The 16,464-nt window shown below is 72.7% G+C and carries 13 protein-coding genes; 1 reads left to right on the top strand and 12 read right to left on the bottom strand.

Going from position 1 to position 16,464, the window contains the following annotated elements; all coding sequences use genetic code 11:
- Positions 1-169: 169 nt before the first annotated feature.
- Together QSK36_RS19400 and gltB are read right to left on the bottom strand one after the other, a co-directional pair.
- On the bottom strand, positions 170-1,654 hold the full coding sequence (locus tag QSK36_RS19400; protein WP_285783386.1) for a glutamate synthase subunit beta: 1,485 nt from the start codon (positions 1,652-1,654) through the stop codon (positions 170-172).
- Positions 1,655-1,710: 56 nt separating this feature from the next.
- Positions 1,711-6,237, bottom strand: coding sequence for a glutamate synthase large subunit (gene gltB / locus QSK36_RS19395; protein ID WP_285783385.1), 4,527 nt, complete (start codon positions 6,235-6,237; stop codon positions 1,711-1,713).
- A gap of 158 nt (positions 6,238-6,395) precedes the next feature.
- Between gltB and QSK36_RS19390 the strand changes: the two genes are divergently transcribed.
- On the top strand, positions 6,396-7,955 hold the full coding sequence (locus QSK36_RS19390; RefSeq protein WP_183539784.1) for a bis-aminopropyl spermidine synthase family protein: 1,560 nt from the start codon (positions 6,396-6,398) through the stop codon (positions 7,953-7,955).
- Positions 7,956-8,011: 56 nt separating this feature from the next.
- Here the strand turns inward: QSK36_RS19390 and QSK36_RS19385 are convergent, their stop codons facing one another.
- The 10 genes from QSK36_RS19385 to trpB all read right to left on the bottom strand — a co-directional run bounded on the left by QSK36_RS19385 (position 8,012) and on the right by trpB (position 16,450).
- Positions 8,012-8,941, bottom strand: a complete 930-nt coding sequence (locus QSK36_RS19385) for a hypothetical protein (RefSeq protein WP_183539782.1) — start codon at positions 8,939-8,941, stop codon at positions 8,012-8,014.
- Positions 8,938-9,657 carry a VIT1/CCC1 transporter family protein gene (locus tag QSK36_RS19380; RefSeq protein WP_183539780.1) on the bottom strand — a complete coding sequence of 240 codons (720 nt, stop codon included), beginning with the start codon at positions 9,655-9,657 and terminating at the stop codon, positions 8,938-8,940. Before QSK36_RS19380 ends, QSK36_RS19385 begins: the two co-directional genes overlap by 4 nt.
- Positions 9,654-10,703 (bottom strand): prolipoprotein diacylglyceryl transferase, encoded by a 1,050-nt coding sequence (gene lgt, locus QSK36_RS19375; RefSeq protein ID WP_183539778.1) that lies wholly within the window; start codon positions 10,701-10,703, stop codon positions 9,654-9,656. The genes QSK36_RS19380 and lgt overlap by 4 nt, the downstream gene beginning before the upstream one ends.
- 91 nt (positions 10,704-10,794) lie before the next feature.
- Positions 10,795-11,751, bottom strand: a complete 957-nt coding sequence (locus tag QSK36_RS19370; protein ID WP_285783384.1) for an ADP-ribosylglycohydrolase family protein — start codon at positions 11,749-11,751, stop codon at positions 10,795-10,797.
- A 73-nt stretch (positions 11,752-11,824) separates the two neighbouring features.
- On the bottom strand, positions 11,825-12,520 hold the full coding sequence (locus QSK36_RS19365) for an acetate uptake transporter family protein (RefSeq protein WP_285783383.1): 696 nt from the start codon (positions 12,518-12,520) through the stop codon (positions 11,825-11,827).
- Positions 12,521-12,554: 34 nt separating this feature from the next.
- On the bottom strand, positions 12,555-12,716 hold the full coding sequence (locus tag QSK36_RS19360) for a zinc ribbon-containing protein (RefSeq protein ID WP_285783382.1): 162 nt from the start codon (positions 12,714-12,716) through the stop codon (positions 12,555-12,557).
- 206 nt (positions 12,717-12,922) lie between these two features.
- Positions 12,923-13,669 carry a DsbA family protein gene (locus tag QSK36_RS19355; RefSeq protein WP_285783381.1) on the bottom strand — a complete coding sequence of 249 codons (747 nt, stop codon included), beginning with the start codon at positions 13,667-13,669 and terminating at the stop codon, positions 12,923-12,925.
- 51 nt (positions 13,670-13,720) lie between these two features.
- Positions 13,721-14,290 carry a DoxX family protein gene (locus QSK36_RS19350; protein ID WP_139574354.1) on the bottom strand — a complete coding sequence of 190 codons (570 nt, stop codon included), beginning with the start codon at positions 14,288-14,290 and terminating at the stop codon, positions 13,721-13,723.
- 137 nt (positions 14,291-14,427) lie between these two features.
- Entirely contained in the window at positions 14,428-15,222 is a 795-nt protein-coding gene (trpA, locus tag QSK36_RS19345) for a tryptophan synthase subunit alpha (protein ID WP_285783380.1), read from the bottom strand.
- A gap of 22 nt (positions 15,223-15,244) precedes the next feature.
- Positions 15,245-16,450, bottom strand: coding sequence for a tryptophan synthase subunit beta (trpB, locus tag QSK36_RS19340; RefSeq protein WP_221264113.1), 1,206 nt, complete (start codon positions 16,448-16,450; stop codon positions 15,245-15,247).
- Between the last annotated feature and the right edge of the window lie 14 nt (positions 16,451-16,464).

Raw genomic sequence — 16,464 nt, 5'->3', positions numbered from 1 at the left:
TCCTCGGTTGCGGGCCCCTGGTGCGGAGGCCCCTCGATCCGGGCACAGCATCCTCCCGGCAGCCGTACGCGCTCGCAACCCGGCCACCGAACTTGGATATGCCCGTTTTATCCCCTACGCCCCGATCGCCGTGGTCCGGTCCCCTGGGACCACGGCGGCGGGTCACATCTCAGACGAGGGGCCTCGCGGTCGGCGGAATGGGAACGGGCAGGACGGTCCGCCCGCTCAGGTAGCGGTCCACCGCCGCCGCCGCCGACCGGCCCTCGGCGATCGCCCACACGATCAGCGACTGGCCCCGGCCCATGTCGCCGGCCGCGAACACGCCCTCGACCGACGTCTCGTACGACGCGTTCCTGGCCACGTTGCCCCGGGGGTCGAAGAACGACTCCGGGTCGCCGGACAGCGCCGCGAGGTCGTTCAGCAGCGGGCCCTTCTCCGGGCCGAGGAAGCCCATCGCGAGCGTCACCAGCTCGGCCGGGATCTCCCGCTCGGTGCCGGGGATCGGCGCGAAGCCCGACGCCGGGCCCTCGACCTCGACCAGGCGCAGCGCCCGCACGTTGCCCTCGCCGTCGCCGGCGAACTCGGTGGTGGACACCGCGTACACGCGGTCGCCCGCCCCGGCCTCCAGCTCCTCGTGCGCGCTCTCCATCTTGAACAGCATCGGGTAGGTCGGCCACGGCTGGCTGCCCGGACGGGTCTCCGGCGGCCTCGGCATGATCTCCAGCTGCGTGACCGACAGGGCCCCCTGGCGGATCGCCGTGCCGATGCAGTCGGCGCCGGTGTCGCCGCCGCCGATCACGACGACGTGCTTGCCCTCGGCCGAGATCGGCGACTCGGCGTAGTCGCCCTCCTGGGTCTTGTTCGCGGGCGGGAGGTACTCCATCGCCTGGTAGACGCCCTCGAGCTCGCGGCCGGGCACCGGCAGGTCGCGCCAGGCCGTGGCGCCGCCCGCCAGCACGACGGCGTCGAACTCCTCGCGGAGCCTGGCCACGGTGACGTCCACCCCGACGTCGACGCCGGTGCGGAACTCGGTGCCCTCGGCCTCCATCTGGGCGATGCGGCGGTCGACGTGCCGCTTCTCCATCTTGAACTCGGGGATGCCGTAGCGGAGCAGCCCGCCGATCCGGTCGGCCCGCTCGAACACGACCACGTCGTGCCCGGCGCGGGTGAGCTGCTGCGCGGCGGCGAGGCCGGCCGGGCCCGAGCCGACGACCGCGACCTTCCTGCCCGTCTTGGCGGCGGGCGGCTGCGGCGTGACCCAGCCCTCGGCGAAGGCGCGGTCGACGATCTCGACCTCGACCCGCTTGATCGCGACCGGGTCGGAGTTGATGCCGAGGACGCACGCAGACTCGCACGGCGCGGGGCACAGGCGGCCGGTGAACTCCGGGAAGTTGTTGGTCGCGTGCAGCCGCTCGATCGCCTCGCGCCAGTCGTCGCGGTAGACGAGGTCGTTCCACTCGGGAATGAGGTTCCCGAGCGGGCAGCCGTTGTGGCAGAACGGGATGCCGCAGTCCATGCAGCGGGCCGCCTGCTTGGTGAGGGCGGGCCGGGGGAAGTCCTCGTAGACCTCGCGCCAGTCGCGGATGCGAACGTCGACCGGGCGGCGCGCCGGCAGCTCGCGCCCGTGTGTCAGGAACCCCTTCGGGTCAGCCAACGGTGTTACCCCCCTCTATCCCTGCATGGAAACGGTCGTGATGATTCGCATCGGCGTCACCCGTGGGTGGCGGCCATGACCGCCTCGTCGATGTCGCGGCCCTCGGCCTCGGCGGCGGCCCGCGCCCGCAGGACCCGCTTGTAGTCGGTCGGCATGACCTTCCCGAACCGGCCGAGCGCGGCGTCCCAGTCGGCGAGCAGCGCCTTGGCCACCGTGGACCCGGTCTCCGCGAAGTGCTTCTCGACGATCTCCCGCAGGAACTCGGTGTCGTCGTCGTCCAGCGCCTCCAGCTCGACCATCTCGCGGTTGACCCGCTCGGGCCGCAGGTCGAGCACGTACGCGACGCCGCCCGACATGCCGGCGGCGAAGTTGCGGCCGGTCGGCCCGAGGACGACGGCCCGGCCGCCGGTCATGTACTCGCAGCCGTGGTCGCCCACGCCCTCCACGACGGCGGTCGCGCCGGAGTTGCGCACGCAGAACCGCTCGCCCACGACGCCGCGGACGAAGACCTCGCCGGACGTCGCGCCGTACAGGCCGACGTTGCCGGAGATGACCTGCGTCTCGGCCTCGAACGGCGCGTCGGGGTGCGGGCGGACGACGATCCGGCCGCCCGACAGGCCCTTGCCGAGGTAGTCGTTGGCGTCGCCGGTCAGCCGCAGCGTGACGCCGCGCGGCACGAACGCGCCGAACGAGTTGCCCGCCGAGCCGGTGAACGACACGTCGATCGTGTTGTCCGGCAGGCCGGCCCCGCCGTACCGCTTGGTCACCTCGTGGCCGAGCATCGTGCCGACCGTGCGGTTGACGTTGCGGATGGGCAGCTCCAGCGTGACCGGGTCGCCGAAGTTCAGCGCGCCCTCGGCGAGCTGGATCAGCGTGTTGTCCAGCGCCTTGTCGAGCCCGTGGTCCTGCTCGACGACCTTGCGGCGCGGGGTGCCCTCGGGCAGCTCCGGCTGGTGCAGGATCGGCGACAGGTCGAGGCCGGAGGCCTTCCAGTGCTCGACCGCCCGGGTGGTGTCGAGCAGGTCGGCCCGCCCGATGACCTCGTCGAGCGAGCGGTAGCCGAGCTCGGCGAGGTACTCGCGCACCTCCTGGGCGATGAACTCGAAGAAGTTCACCACGAACTCGGGCTTGCCGGTGAACCGCTTGCGCAGCTCGGGGTTCTGGGTGGCCACGCCCACCGGGCAGGTGTCGAGGTGGCAGACCCGCATCATGACGCAGCCGGAGACGACCAGCGGAGCGGTGGCGAAGCCGTACTCCTCGGCGCCGAGCAGCGCCGCGATGACCACGTCGCGGCCGGTCTTGAGCTGGCCGTCGGCCTGGACGACGATGCGGTCGCGCAGGCCGTTGAGCAGCAGCGTCTGCTGGGTCTCGGCCAGGCCGAGCTCCCAGGGGGCGCCCGCGTGCTTGACCGAGGTCAGCGGGGAGGCGCCGGTGCCGCCGTCGTGGCCGGAGATCAGCACGACGTCGGCGTGGGCCTTGCTGACGCCCGCCGCCACGGTCCCGACCCCGACCTCGGCGACCAGCTTCACGTGGACGCGGGCGCGCGGGTTGGAGTTCTTCAGGTCGTGGATGAGCTGGGCCAGGTCCTCGATCGAGTAGATGTCGTGGTGCGGCGGCGGCGAGATCAGGCCGACGCCGGGCGTGGAGTGCCGGGTCTTGGCGATCCACGGGTACACCTTGTGGCCGGGCAGCTGGCCGCCCTCGCCGGGCTTGGCGCCCTGCGCCATCTTGATCTGCAGGTCGTCGGCGTTGACGAGGTACTCGCTGGTCACGCCGAAGCGGCCGGAGGCCACCTGCTTGATCGCGCTGCGCCGCTCGGGGTCGTGCAGCCGCTCGGGGTCCTCGCCGCCCTCACCGGTGTTCGACTTGGCGCCGAGCCGGTTCATCGCGATGGCCAGCGTCTCGTGCGCCTCCATGGAGATGGAGCCGTACGACATGGCGCCGGTGGAGAACCGCTTGACGATCGACTCGACCGGCTCGACCTCGTCGATCGGCACCGGCGCGCCGCCGGGACGCAGCGTGAACAGGCCGCGCAGCGTCATGAGCTTCTCGGACTGCCCGTCCACCAGGGACGTGTACTCCTTGAAGATCTCGTACCGCCGGGTGCGGGTGGAGTGCTGCAGCTTGAAGACGGTGGTCGGGTTGAACAGGTGCGGCTCGCCCTCGCGGCGCCACTGGTACTCGCCGCCGACCTCCAGCCGCCGGTGCGGGTTCTCCGCGCGGGGGTAGGCCCGCGCGTGCCGCTCCAGCGCCTCCTTGGCGAGCACGTCGAAGCCGACGCCGCCGAGACGGGAGGTGGTGCCGGCGAAGCACTGGTCGATGACCTCGGCGCCGAGGCCGAGGGCCTCGAAGATCTGCGCGCCGGTGTAGGAGGCGACAGTGGACACGCCCATCTTGGACATGACCTTCAGCACGCCCTTGCCGTACGCCTTGATCAGGTTGCGCACGGCCTTGCGCGGGTCGAGGTCGAGCTGACCGGTGGCGATCATGTCCTCGACCGTCTCCAGGGCGAGGTAAGGGTTGATCGCGCTGGCGCCGTAGCCGATGAGCAGGGCCATGTGGTGGCACTCGCGGGCCTCGCCGGTCTCGATCACGAGCCCGACCCGGGTGCGGGACTTCTCCCGGATGAGGTGGTGGTGCACGGCGCCGGTGAGCAGCAGCGACGGGATCGGCGCCTTCTCGCGGGAGGACCCGCGGTCGGACAGCACGATGATCCGCGCGCCGTCCTCGATGGCCCGGGAGACCTCCTGGCGGATCTCCTCCAGCCGCCGCATCAGCGCCTCGCCGCCGCCGGCCGCGTCGAACAGGCCGGACACGACGTACGGCTGGAAGCCGGGCAGCGCGCCCTCGTCGTTGATGTGGATGATCTTGGCGAGCTCGTCGTTGTCGATCACCGGGTAGGGCAGCACGAGCCGGCGGCACGAGGCCGGGCCGGGCTCGAGCAGGTTGCCCTCGGGGCCGATCGTCGACTGCAGCGAGGTGACGAGCTCCTCGCGGATGGCGTCCAGCGGCGGGTTGGTGACCTGCGCGAACAGCTGGCTGAAGTAGTCGAACAGCAGCCTCGGCTTCTCGCTCAGCACGGCCACCGGGGTGTCGGTGCCCATCGAGCCGATCGGCTCGGCGCCGTTCTTGGCCATCGGCGTGAGGATGACCCGCAGCTCCTCCTGGGTGTAGCCGAAGGTCTGCTGCCGCTTGACCAGCGCCTCGTGGGTGGGGTGCTCGTGCTCGCGCTCGGGCAGCTCCTCGAAGCGGACCAGGCCCGCGTGCAGCCACTCGCCGTACGGCTGGGACGCGGCGAGCTCGGCCTTGATCTCGTCGTCCTCGATGATCCGGCCGCGCGCGGTGTCCACCAGGAACATGCGGCCCGGCTGCAGGCGGCCCTTGCGGACGACCTTCTCCTGCGGGATGTCGGACAGCACGCCCGCCTCGGAGGCGAGCACGACCAGGCCGTCGTCGGTGACCCAGAACCGGCCCGGGCGCAGGCCGTTGCGGTCGAGGACCGCGCCGACCAGCGTGCCGTCGGAGAAGGTGATGGACGCGGGGCCGTCCCACGCCTCCATGAGGGTGGAGTGGAACTCGTAGAAGGCCCGGCGGGCCGGGTCCATCTCGGTGTGGTTCTCCCACGCCTCCGGGATCATCATCAGCACGGCGTGCGGCAGCGACCGGCCGCCGAGGTGCAGCAGCTCCAGCGTCTCGTCGAACGAGGCGGTGTCGGAGCCGTCGGGGTCGCAGATCGGGAACAGCCGCCGCAGGTCGCCCGGGATCAGGCCGGTGGCGAGCATGGCCTCGCGGGCGCGCATCCAGTTGCGGTTGCCGCGCACGGTGTTGATCTCACCGTTGTGGGCGACGTACCGGTACGGGTGGGCCAGCGGCCAGGAGGGGAAGGTGTTGGTCGAGAAGCGCGAGTGGACCAGCGCGATGGCGCTGACGTAGCGCTCGTCGGACAGGTCGGCGAAGAACGGCTCGACCTGCAGCGAGGTCAGCATGCCCTTGTAGACGATGGTCCGCGAGGACAGCGAGGAGAAGTAGACGTCCGCCTCGTGCTCGGCCCGCTTGCGGAAGGCGAACACGATCCGGTCGAGGTCGACGCCGGTCTCGCCGCCGGGCGAGGTCACGAACAGCTGCGTGAAGTGCGGCATGACCGCCCGCGCGGTGGCGCCGGGCAGGTCGCGGTCCACCGGCAGGTCGCGCCAGCCGAGGATGGTCACGCCCTCCTCGGCGGCGATCTGCTCGATGAGGCCGATCGCGGTCTGCCTGGCCTGCTCGTCCAGCGGCAGGAACGCGGCGCCCGCGGCGTACGCGCCCTCGGCCGGCAGCGGGAACTCCACTACCGCACGGAAGAACGCGTCCGGGATCTGGGTGAGGATGCCCGCGCCGTCGCCGGTGTCCGGCTCGCTGCCGCTGGCACCCCGGTGGTCGAGGTTGCGGAGCGCGGTCAGTGCCTTGGCGACGATGTCGTAGCTGCGGCGGCCCGCGACATCGGCCACCATGGCTACGCCACAGGCGTCGTGCTCGAAACCGGGGTCGTAGAGTCCCTGGGGCTCGGGGAGACCTCCGGAAAGGCCAAGGCGGGCAGCAGGCATGTAGTCACTCCCGTCGTCAACGTCTGCGTGGAACAGAGGGACGACGCTGGCCCTGCTGCGGTTGTGGTGCTTAGAGATTACAACACGCTGCCGGAATAGTGCCCCCCAGGTCCGCTTCGCGAACCTTCACAGGTCAGCGCCGTGGATATGGTTTGCGCATGAGTGGTCATGAGGCGATCGACGAACTGCTGGCGGAGGCCGGCGTGGACGGCTTGCGCCTGCGCGGAGCGCTGGCGCTCCTGTCCGGCGGCCGCTGGTGGACCCTGGCCGACCTGGTCCGGGAGACCGCCACGTCGCGGCGGACGATCGAGTCGCTGCTGCGAGTGCTCCCCCTTGAGCACAGCGGCGACCATGTCCGTATTCCCATTGATCAGGTCAACCGCTACAACGTCGGGGTTGATACGGATATTTCCGGTCTTGGGAATCCGGTCGCCGGAATGGTCGCGGCGCACGCCGAGACGCTCGAACGCCTGGAGACGCTGATCGCCGGGGCCCCCCGGGGGCGGCACGCCCTCGACCACGTCTCCGCGACCGCGGAGACCGTGCTGCGCCGCGCCCTCCTGCTGGGGCGGCGGTTCTGGCTGCCCGGCGCCCGCCTGCTGTGCGTCGGCGACCACGACCTGACCTCGCTAGCCGTGCGGATGGTCCACCCCGAGGTCGAGGTCGCCGTGGCCGACATCGACGACCGCATCCTCGAGTACATCGACGCCCAGGACCTGGGGGTGCGCACCCGCTGGAGCGACCTGCGCCTCGGCCTGCCGCCGTCGCTGCGCGGCTGGGCCGACCTCGCGATCACCGACCCGCCGTACACGCCCGAGGGGATCGGGCTGTTCGCCGCCCGCGCCGCCGAGGGCCTGCGCGACCGCGACCAGGGACGGATCGTCGTGGCGTACGGCGCCTCGGAGCGCACCCCGATGCTCGCACTGAAGGTGCAAAAAGCCCTCTTCGACCTCAACCTGCTGCACGAGGCGATATTTCCGCACTTCAACCGGTATCACGGGGCGGAGGCGATCGGCAGCGCGGCGGACCTGTACGTGCTGCGGCCCACCACGAAGACGTGGCCGGCGATCGCCGCCCGGCTCGACCGACTCGCCACGGCCATCTATACCCAGGGCCCCCAGGCCGTCGAGTCCGCCCCTGCGGCGCCGCCGGACGAGGCGGCCGTGACCGCGTTCGGACCGGACCTGCTCGCCGGGGACTGGCCGCGCGGCCTGCTGCCGCAGGTGCCGCGCACCCGGCTCGCCACGCTGCTGGCCAAGCCGTACGCCGCCGACCCCGAGAGGGTGGCGATCGCCGTGCCTGCCGGGCTGGAGGCCGCGCTGCCCCGGCTGCTGCTCGCGACGCGCGCCCGGCACGTGCGCGTGCTCACGCCGGGCCCGGTCGCCGACCTGCCCGCGCTCGCCGCCCTGCTCGCCCCCGTCTATCGCCTGGCCGCCGAGGGCCACGTCCTCGACGCCGTACGGCTCTCGCCCCCCGACAGCGGTCCGGAGCGGGTGGTGCGCAGGATCATGGACAGCGCCCATGGGAAGGTCGCCAACGCCTGGCGCGAGGCGCTCACCGAACCCGGCCCGACCGGGACGGCCGGGCTCACCAAGCGGCAGGCCAGGGCCGCCGTCGAGGAGGCCGCGCCGTGGGCCCTCGACGCCACCCCGCTGGAACTCCCCCTCCACCGCCTCGCCCGGATGAGGGCGCGAATCGGCGCTCCCACCACGGCCTGACGAGGCCGGGCCGGGCAGATCGCGCGGGATCTGTCGCGCTGGTCTATCCCGCTCGTCTATCGGGCGGCGGGGGCGGACGGCTGCGCGGACGTGCTCGCGCCGGGCGCGGACACGGCGGGAGAGGCGCCGGGATCGGAGGGGGGCTCCTCGGAGGGCTGGGCGGTGTCGGCCGGGCCCGGCGGTTGCGCGGGGTCCGACGGCACCCCGGCCACCTTGACCACACGCCGGAAGACCGCCTTCTCGGCCTCCCGCACGGCCAGGCCGAGCATGATGAAGTCGTCCTTCTCCCCCGGTTCCGCGCCGTCGGCCCGGCCGATCCAGGCCACACCGAGGTAGTGCCCCAGGACGTAGGCGTTTCCCTCGCTGTAGGCGCCGAACTTCGCCCGCGGCGACTCCAGCGGCTGCACCCAGGCGCCCCGGTAGAGCGACGCCAGCGACTTCGCCAGCGACTCGGCCGCCGCGACGTCCGCGAGGTTGAACAGGGTGTACTGCGCGACGTACACCCCGTCGGCGGTGGCGTACAGGCCGCGGACGGCCTGGCCGCATCCGGCCTCGGCCAAGGCCTCGGCGAGGTCGGCTCCCCAGACGGCGCCCGCGCAGGCCTGGTCCAGGCGGCTGGCCAGCCTGCGCAGCGTGACCTTCCCGGCCGTGAGCGTCCGCGCGCCGAACACCTCCTGGACGGTCAGCGCCGCGGTGTCGGCCTTCCTGTCGGCGATCGGGGCCAGTTCCTTCAGGGACGGCCAGGACTGGAAGGACGCAGGCAGGCCCTCCCCGGACACCTCACCCGACGCCTGCGCCGGCTGCGACTGCCCGCCGCCGATCGCGTTGACCACCAGCGTCAGCACCAGGGCGATCGCCAGCACTCCCACAGCGGTGACCGACCACACGACCACACGCTGCTGCCGGTCGTCCAGCCCCAGCTCGGCGAGGGCGGCCCCGGTCCGCCCCTCGGCCGGCGCGGACGACCGGCGCTTGCGCTTGGTCATAGACCGCCGGTTCCAATCAGCGAGCCCAGGCCCCAGGTCAGCGCCGCCGCCACGGCCCCCACCACGAGCTGGCGCAGGCCGCTGAACCACCAGCTGCGGGCCGTCACCCGGGAGACCACGGCGCCCGCGGCGAACAGCGCGACCATCGACACCGCGGCGGAGATCCACAGCCCCCGCACGCCCAGCAGGTAGGGCAGGAGCGGGATCAGCGCGCCGATGCTGAACGACAGGAACGACGACACGGCGGCCAGCACGGGTGAGGGCAGGTCGTCGGGGTCCACGCCCAGCTCGGCCCGCGTGTGGACCGCCAGGGCCTCCTCCGGGTTCCGGGAGATCTGCCGGGCGACCTCTCTGGCGGTCTCCGGGTCGACGCCCCGCTGCTCGTACATCCAGGCGAGCTCGGCCTCCTCGGCCTCGGGGTGCCGCTCCAGCTCCCGGCGCTCGACGTCGATCTCCGCCTGGGCGAGCTCGCGCTGGCTGGCGACCGACACGTACTCGCCGCCCGCCATGGAGAAGGCTCCGGCGGCCAGGCCGGCGATGCCGGCGAGAGCGACGATCCTGGTCTCCGCGGTGCCCCCGGCGACGCCCGCGATCAGCGCGAAGTTGGAGACCAGCCCGTCCATGGCGCCGAAGACCGCGGGGCGTAACCAGCCGCCGTTGACGTCCCGGTGCTCGTGGTGAATCTCGGCCCGCGCCCCCGTCGTGGCCTTCGTCATCGCTGGCCGGCCTCCGGTTCCGCCGCCGCGCCGTCGCTCGCGGCGCCCGCTCCCGCGGTCGCCGTCGGTTTGCCGGAGCCCGCGTCGCCGTCCGGTGGGGCCGGATCGTCGGCGCCGCCTCGTGTCTCCCGATCCTCCCTCGCGTCGTCGCGCAGGAGTTCCGGCTCGTCGGCCTGGTCCCGCCCGTGGGCGGGGTCGGCGTGGTCTCCGCCGGCGTCGCCGGTCTGCGCGCCCAGCGGCTCCTCGCCCGTGCGGTTGCGGGCCAGCCACAGGTACGCCAGCGCGCACAGGAAGATGACGACCGAGGTCCACTGGTTCAGCCGCAGGCCGAGGATGTGGTGGGCGGGGTCCACCCGCAGCCCCTCTACCCAGAACCGGCCGAGCGTGTAGCCCGCGACGTACATCGCGAACACCCGGCCGTGCCGCAGGCCGAACCGGCGGGCGGCCAGGATCAGCACGCCGGCGAGCGCGAGGTCCCACAGCGACTCGTACAGGAACGTCGGGTGGTAGGTGGTCGCGCCGGGGATGGTGCCCGGGCGGCCCGGCTCGATCTCCAGGCCCCACGGGAGGTCGGTGGGGCCGCCGAACAGTTCCTGGTTGAAGTAGTTGCCCCACCGGCCGATGGCCTGTGCCACGGCGACGCCGGGGGCGAGGGTGTCGGCGATGGCGGTGAAGGAGATGCCGCGCCGGCGGCAGGCGATCCAGACGCCGAGCGCGCCGAGGGCGATCGCGCCCCAGATGCCGAGGCCGCCCTCCCAGATGTACAGAGCGTCGATCGGCCGCTTGGGCGCTTCCGAGCCGAAGTAGATCTGCCAGTCGGTGATGACGTGATAAAGGCGTCCGCCGACGAGGCCGAACGGCACGGCCCAGACCGCGAGATCGGTGATCGTCCCGGGGGCGCCGCCGCGGGCGCGCCACCGGCGTTCGCCGATCCAGACGGCGACGATGACGCCGAGCACGATGCACAGCGCATACGCGCGGATCGGGATCGGTCCGAGATTCCAGACCCCCTGTGACGGGCTGGGAATCGAGGCGAGGAGGGGCATGTAACGTGACGTTACCGCAAGAGAGGGTGGGTCCGGAGCGAGGCGCGGGCATCCGCCCCGCGACCTGCGCCGACCATCCGCCGCACCCCGCTCAGGGCCCGGTGGCAGGCGTCTCGCGGAGGGCGGCCAGGCGTGCCGCGAGCTCCCCAAGGCCCGGGTATTCGCCGAGATCCACCAGCCCCAGCCAGCCGAGTGCGGTGACCCCCTCGGGGTCGAGCGCGCCGAGGACGCCGCCCGCGAGCGCCGCGACCGTGTCGGTGTCCCCGCCGAGCGACACGGCGTACGGAAGCGCCGCGGCCAGGTCGGGGGCCTCGCGGATCACGTGGACCACCGCGGCGGCCGTCTCCACGGCGTCGAGGGAGACGCCCTCGGACGGGGGCGACCACCGGCCGCGGGCGGCGTCCGCCACGGCGTCCATCGGCGCGTAGTGCTCGCCCGCCCAGCGGGCCTCGGCCGCGGCGGCGGCCGGCAGATCGGCCGCGCCCACCCCCTCGACCGCGCACGACGCCATGGCCGCGATCACGCAGGCCGCCGCCACGGCCGTCGGCGCGCGGTGCGTCGCGGCCGACAGCGCCTCGCACAGCCTCCGGCGGCGTTCCGGTAGACGGGACGGCACGGCCCAGCCGACAGGGGCGATGCGCATGGCCGCGCCGTTGGTGGGCAGGTCGCCGGCCGATGGCGCCGGGAGCTCCCCCGTGGCGTGGAAGTGCGCGAGGGCCCGCCTCGTCGTCGGCCCGAGGCCGCGCACCCCGGGCGCCGCGTCGGCCAGACGGGTCAGGAAGTCCATGGAGGCCGGGCGCCCGTCCGTGTCGGCCAGGCACCGGGCGACCAGCACCATCTGCGCGGTGTCGTCGGAGGTCGAACCGCGCGGCCACCCCCGGTCCTGAGCCGGCAGCCGGACGACCTCGGCCGGGTCGATGCTCCGCAGCGGGCGGCCCTCCCAGGGCACGCCGAGCGCGTCGCCCGCCGCGAAGGCGATCATCGCCCCGTGGATCCTCCTCGCGGCGCCCGCGGGTTCGGTGGGGGAAGACAGGTCGTCGTACGGCATGCGGGCATGCTAACCACGGCCGCGGAGGCGAAACCCGGCGCGCGCGGCCGTCCGAAGACCTCTCCGGCGAGCGTCAGAGCTGCTCGCGCACGCCCGCCTCGCGCGCCAGCCCCTTCGTCTGGTCGCGCAGGTCGCCCCGCAGCGCCGTACGGGCCCGGCCGAGGCGGGCCACGGGGAGGAGCGCACGCCCGTGCGCGTCCTCCAGCTCGAACGCCAGGGCGGCGTAGTAGGCGATGACCGCGAGCACCAGACCGGCGACGCCCGCCGTGGTCCTCCATCCCGCGGACGCGGTGAGCTCGTAGACGGCGGTGATCGCGAACCTGGTGGCGGACATGGCCATCACGGCGGCGGCCACCGGCTTGGGCAGGCCCGCGAGGGCCGGCACGAGCATCGCCGCGGCGGCCGTGAGCAGGACGACGCCCAGCGCCGCGCTGGTGGTGCCGGGCGCGGAGGTGAGCGTGACGCCGCCGATCACCGCCCACGTGCCGGAAAGGACGCCCATCGCGGCCCCGGCGACCGAATCACGGGCGAGGAAGCCGAGCACGGAGACGAGGAACTGCAGCGGCGCGGTGAACAGCAGCGCGGCCAGGGCGACGACGCGCCCCTGCACGGCGGGCACCCAGCCGAGCTCCAGGGCGGCGAAGGCGGTCGTGGCGAGGGCGAGCCCGAGGAACCCCAGCGGCAGCGGGCTGCCCATGGGCCGCAGGACGACACGGGCGACGCCGGCCTGTCCGCCGGCCTGATCCCCGGGGAGGTCGCGCCCGCTCATCGGCCCGGCGGCACCGGCATCGGCCGCCGCTCGGTCACGACCGGTTGTCCGGCTCGTGGGTGCGGCTGTCGAACTCGGTGTGGCCGTTCGGGCACTTCGGGATCGTGTCGCCCTCGTGGACCGACACCTTCTCCCCGCAGACGGCGCAGTGGAAGACGCCGGTCTTGCGGGCCTTCTCACCGGTGTGGGCGGGCACGGCGCCTCCTCGCTCGGCTCATCGCGGCGGAACCGCTCGCGGCGGGCGCGGGCGGGAGTCCGGTCGGACCGGTCTCTCCCCCGCCCTGTGCTTGTGACATCGCGCTCGATACCCCCGTCAGGGGAGAACCACGCGGCCCTTGCCCGATTCTTGGCCGGCGAAGGCCGGGCGCGGGACGGCCCGCGTGGGGCCGTCCCGGCGGGAGGTCACTTGCCTGCGCTCTCCACCGCGTCGCGCAGGGAGCTCGGCACGAAGGCGACGTTGGTGTCGAGTTCCTTGCCGTCGAGCTTGACGGTCGGCGTGCCGGTCAGCTTCTGCGCGCTCATGGTCTGCGCGGAGAACTGCTGGTGCGCGGCGACGTTGCGCTGCTGCCTTACGCAGTTGTCGAAGTCCTCGGCGGTGACGCCGGCATCCTTGCCCCACTTGATCAGCTCGTCGGCGCTGAAGCCGGTCACAGTCTCGCTCGGCTGGTTCTTGTAGAGCGCGTCGTGGAACGCCAGCCACTGCCGGCCGTCGGTGATGCAGCGGGCGGCGGAGGCCGCGCGCAGCGAGTTACCCTTGGTCGGCTCCTGCGTGAAGATCGTGATCGGGTGGTACACGACCTTGGCCTTGCCCTCGGCGGCCAGGTTCTTCAGCGTCGAGCCGCTGGTCTCCTCGAACTGCTTGCACGCCGGGCACTGGAAGTCCTCGAACACGTCGACCACGGGCTTGGTCACGCCGGACTTGGCCATCACGACCGTCCCGTCCTTCTCCACGGTGACCGGAGCGACGCCCCCGGAGGCCTCCTCCGCGGCCCCCTGCCGCACCGACCACACCGTGAAAGCGGCGGCGATCACGACGATCACCGCGATGGTGACGATCATCGTGATGCGCTTGCGCTGCTCCTGCTTGCGCAAGGTCTCCCGCTGGGCCGCGATCCGGGCCCTGGCCGCCTCACTCGTCCGCTTGCTCACGAAGCTTCCCCCCTGGCTGTTCTCACGGCGACGTCCCGCGGTCGTCCGCGGTCACGCACCGTCGTCCTCGCCGCCGTCCGAGTCGTCCTCGTCCGCCGTTTCCCGCTCTCCCGTGAAGCCCAGCGCGGAGTCCAGCGACAGGCGGCCCGCCGGCCTGACCACGATCCACGCCGCGCAGACCAGCAGCCCGAGGTCGCGCATCAGCTCCCAGAAGTAGTTGGGGTCCTGACCCGCGGCGAGCGTGCCGTCACCGCCGAAGCAGCCGCAGTCGATGCGCAGCCCCCTGGCCCAGGCCGACGCGATGCCGATGACGAACGCCACCATCAGCACCCCGCCGACGGCCGCCACCGCGCGCGTGAACAGGCCGACGAGCAGCAGCAGGCCCGTGATGATCTCCAGGACGGGCAGGCCGTACCCGACCACCTGCGCGACCGAGTCCGGCAGGAGCTGGTAGGCCCGCACCGCCTGCACCGACAACGCGGGCGCTCCGATCTTGAGCGCCCCGGCGACGATCAGTACGCCGGCGAGCACGACCCGTGCGGCGGTCGTGACCCAGGAGAGCACGGGTTTCGCGGGCTGTAACCGTTCGGACACCGAGGCGCCGGATGCCAACTGAACCATGAGTCTCCTCGCCCGGTAGGCAACACCGACTGAACAGTACCGGGACTCAACCTCACCATGTGCTGGATAAGAGCATGGTAAGCCGCCTCATCTTAGCTGCTCACGGCGCATGTACGGGAAGGAAACCCCAGGGCGGCTCAGCGCCGGACGCCCCGGGCGAGTTCGGACGCGAGCTCGCGTACCGCCGCAAGACCGGACTTCTCGTCCGGCGCGTCGAGCAGGCGCCGGATGAAGGCGGACCCGACGATGACGCCGTCGGCGTACGCCGCGACCTCGGCGGCCTGGGCGCCGTTCCCGACGCCGAGGCCGACGCAGACGGGCAGCGGCGTGTTCGCCTTGGTCCGCTTGACCAGGCCCTCCGCCGCCGAGCCGACGGTCTCCCTGGCGCCGGTCACGCCCATCAGCGAGGCCGCGTACACGAAGCCCGTGCAGCAGGCGGCGACCCGGGCGATCCGCTCGTCGGGCGAGCTGGGCGCGACGAGGAAGACCGTGTCGATGCCGGCCTCCTTGCTCGCGGCGAGCCAGGGCTCGGACTCCTCGGGCGTCAGGTCCGGCGTGATGGTCCCGACGCCGCCCGCGGAGGCGAGGTCGCGCGCGAAGCACTCGGCGCCGTAGCGGTCGATCGGGTTCCAGTACGTCATGACCAGCGTCGCGGCCCCCGACTTCGCCACGCCCTCGACGGTGCGCAGCACGTCGGCGATGCGGGTGCCGTTGGTCAGCGACCGGTGCACGGCGTCCTGGATGGTCGGGCCGTCCATGAGCGGATCGGAGTACGGCAGGCCGATCTCGATCACGTCGCAGCCGGCCTCGACCATCGCGGTCGCCGCGGCGACCGCGCCGTCCTTGGTCGGGAAGCCGGCCGGCAGGTAGCCGACGAGCGCGGCCCTGTCCTCGGCGCGGGCCTTGTCGAACACCGCGTGGAGTGTCGTCATCGGGATGCCCTATCGATGCTGATCAGAGGTTGAAGTACTTCATGGCGGTGCCCATGTCCTTGTCACCGCGGCCCGACAGATTCACCAGGATGACGGCGTCCGGGCCGAGTTCGCGGCCCAGCCGCAGCGCGCCCGCGAGCGCGTGCGAGGACTCGATGGCCGGGATGATGCCCTCGGTGCGGGCGAGCAGGGCGAAGGCCTCCATGGCCTCCTCGTCGGTCACGCCCTCGTAGGTGGCCCGGCCGGTGTCCTTCAGCCACGCGTGCTCCGGGCCCACGCCGGGGTAGTCGAGGCCGGCCGAGATCGAGTGCGACTCGATCGTCTGGCCCTCCTCGTCCTGCAGGACGTAGGTGCGGGCGCCGTGCAGCACGCCGACGCTGCCCTCGGTCAGGGTCAGCGCGTGCTCGCCGGTCCCCGCGCCCCGGCCGCCGGCCTCGTAGCCGTACAGCCGGACGTCCTCGTCCTCGATGAAGGCGTGGAAGACGCCGATGGCGTTCGACCCGCCGCCGACGGCGGCGCAGACCGCGTCCGGCAGCGTGCCGGTGAGCTCGAGCACCTGACGGCGGGCCTCGACGCCGATGATCCGGGCGAAGTCCCGCACGATCTCCGGGAACGGGTGCGGACCGGCGACGGTGCCGAACAGGTAGTGGGTGTGGTCGACGTTGGTGACCCAGTCGCGGAACGCCTCGTTGATGGCGTCCTTGAGGGTCTGGCTGCCGTTGGTGACCGGCACGACCGTCGCGCCGAGGAGCTTCATCCTGGCGACGTTGAGCGCCTGGCGCTCGCAGTCGACCGCGCCCATGTAGATGACGCACTCCAGGCCCATGAGCGCCGCGGCGGTGGCGGTGGCGACGCCGTGCTGGCCCGCCCCGGTCTCCGCGATGACGCGCCGCTTGCCCAGCCGCTTGGTCAGCAGCGCCTGGCCGAGCACGTTGTTGATCTTGTGCGCGCCCGTGTGGGTCAGGTCCTCGCGCTTGAGCAGGATCCGCGCACCGCCCGCGTGCTCGGCGAAGCGCGGCACCTCGGTCAGTGTCGTGGGACGACCGGCGTAGGTGCGCAGCAGGTGGTCGAACTCGCGCAGGAAGTCCAGGTCGGTCTTGGCCTTCTCGTACTCCGCGGCGACCTCGTCGAGGGCCGGGATGAGCGCCTCCGGCACATACCTGCCGCCGAACCTGCCGAACTTGCCGTGGACGTCCGGGTCGTTTCCGTGGACCCCGTTGCCGGCCAGGTCCGCGGAGGTGA

The sequence above is a fragment of the Microbispora sp. NBRC 16548 genome, from assembly GCF_030268985.1.
In the GTDB taxonomy this organism is placed as follows: Bacteria; Actinomycetota; Actinomycetes; order Streptosporangiales; family Streptosporangiaceae; genus Microbispora; species Microbispora catharanthi.
The sequence above is the reverse complement of the archived record's forward strand: the minus strand, read 5'-3'. Positions and strand labels throughout refer to the sequence as shown.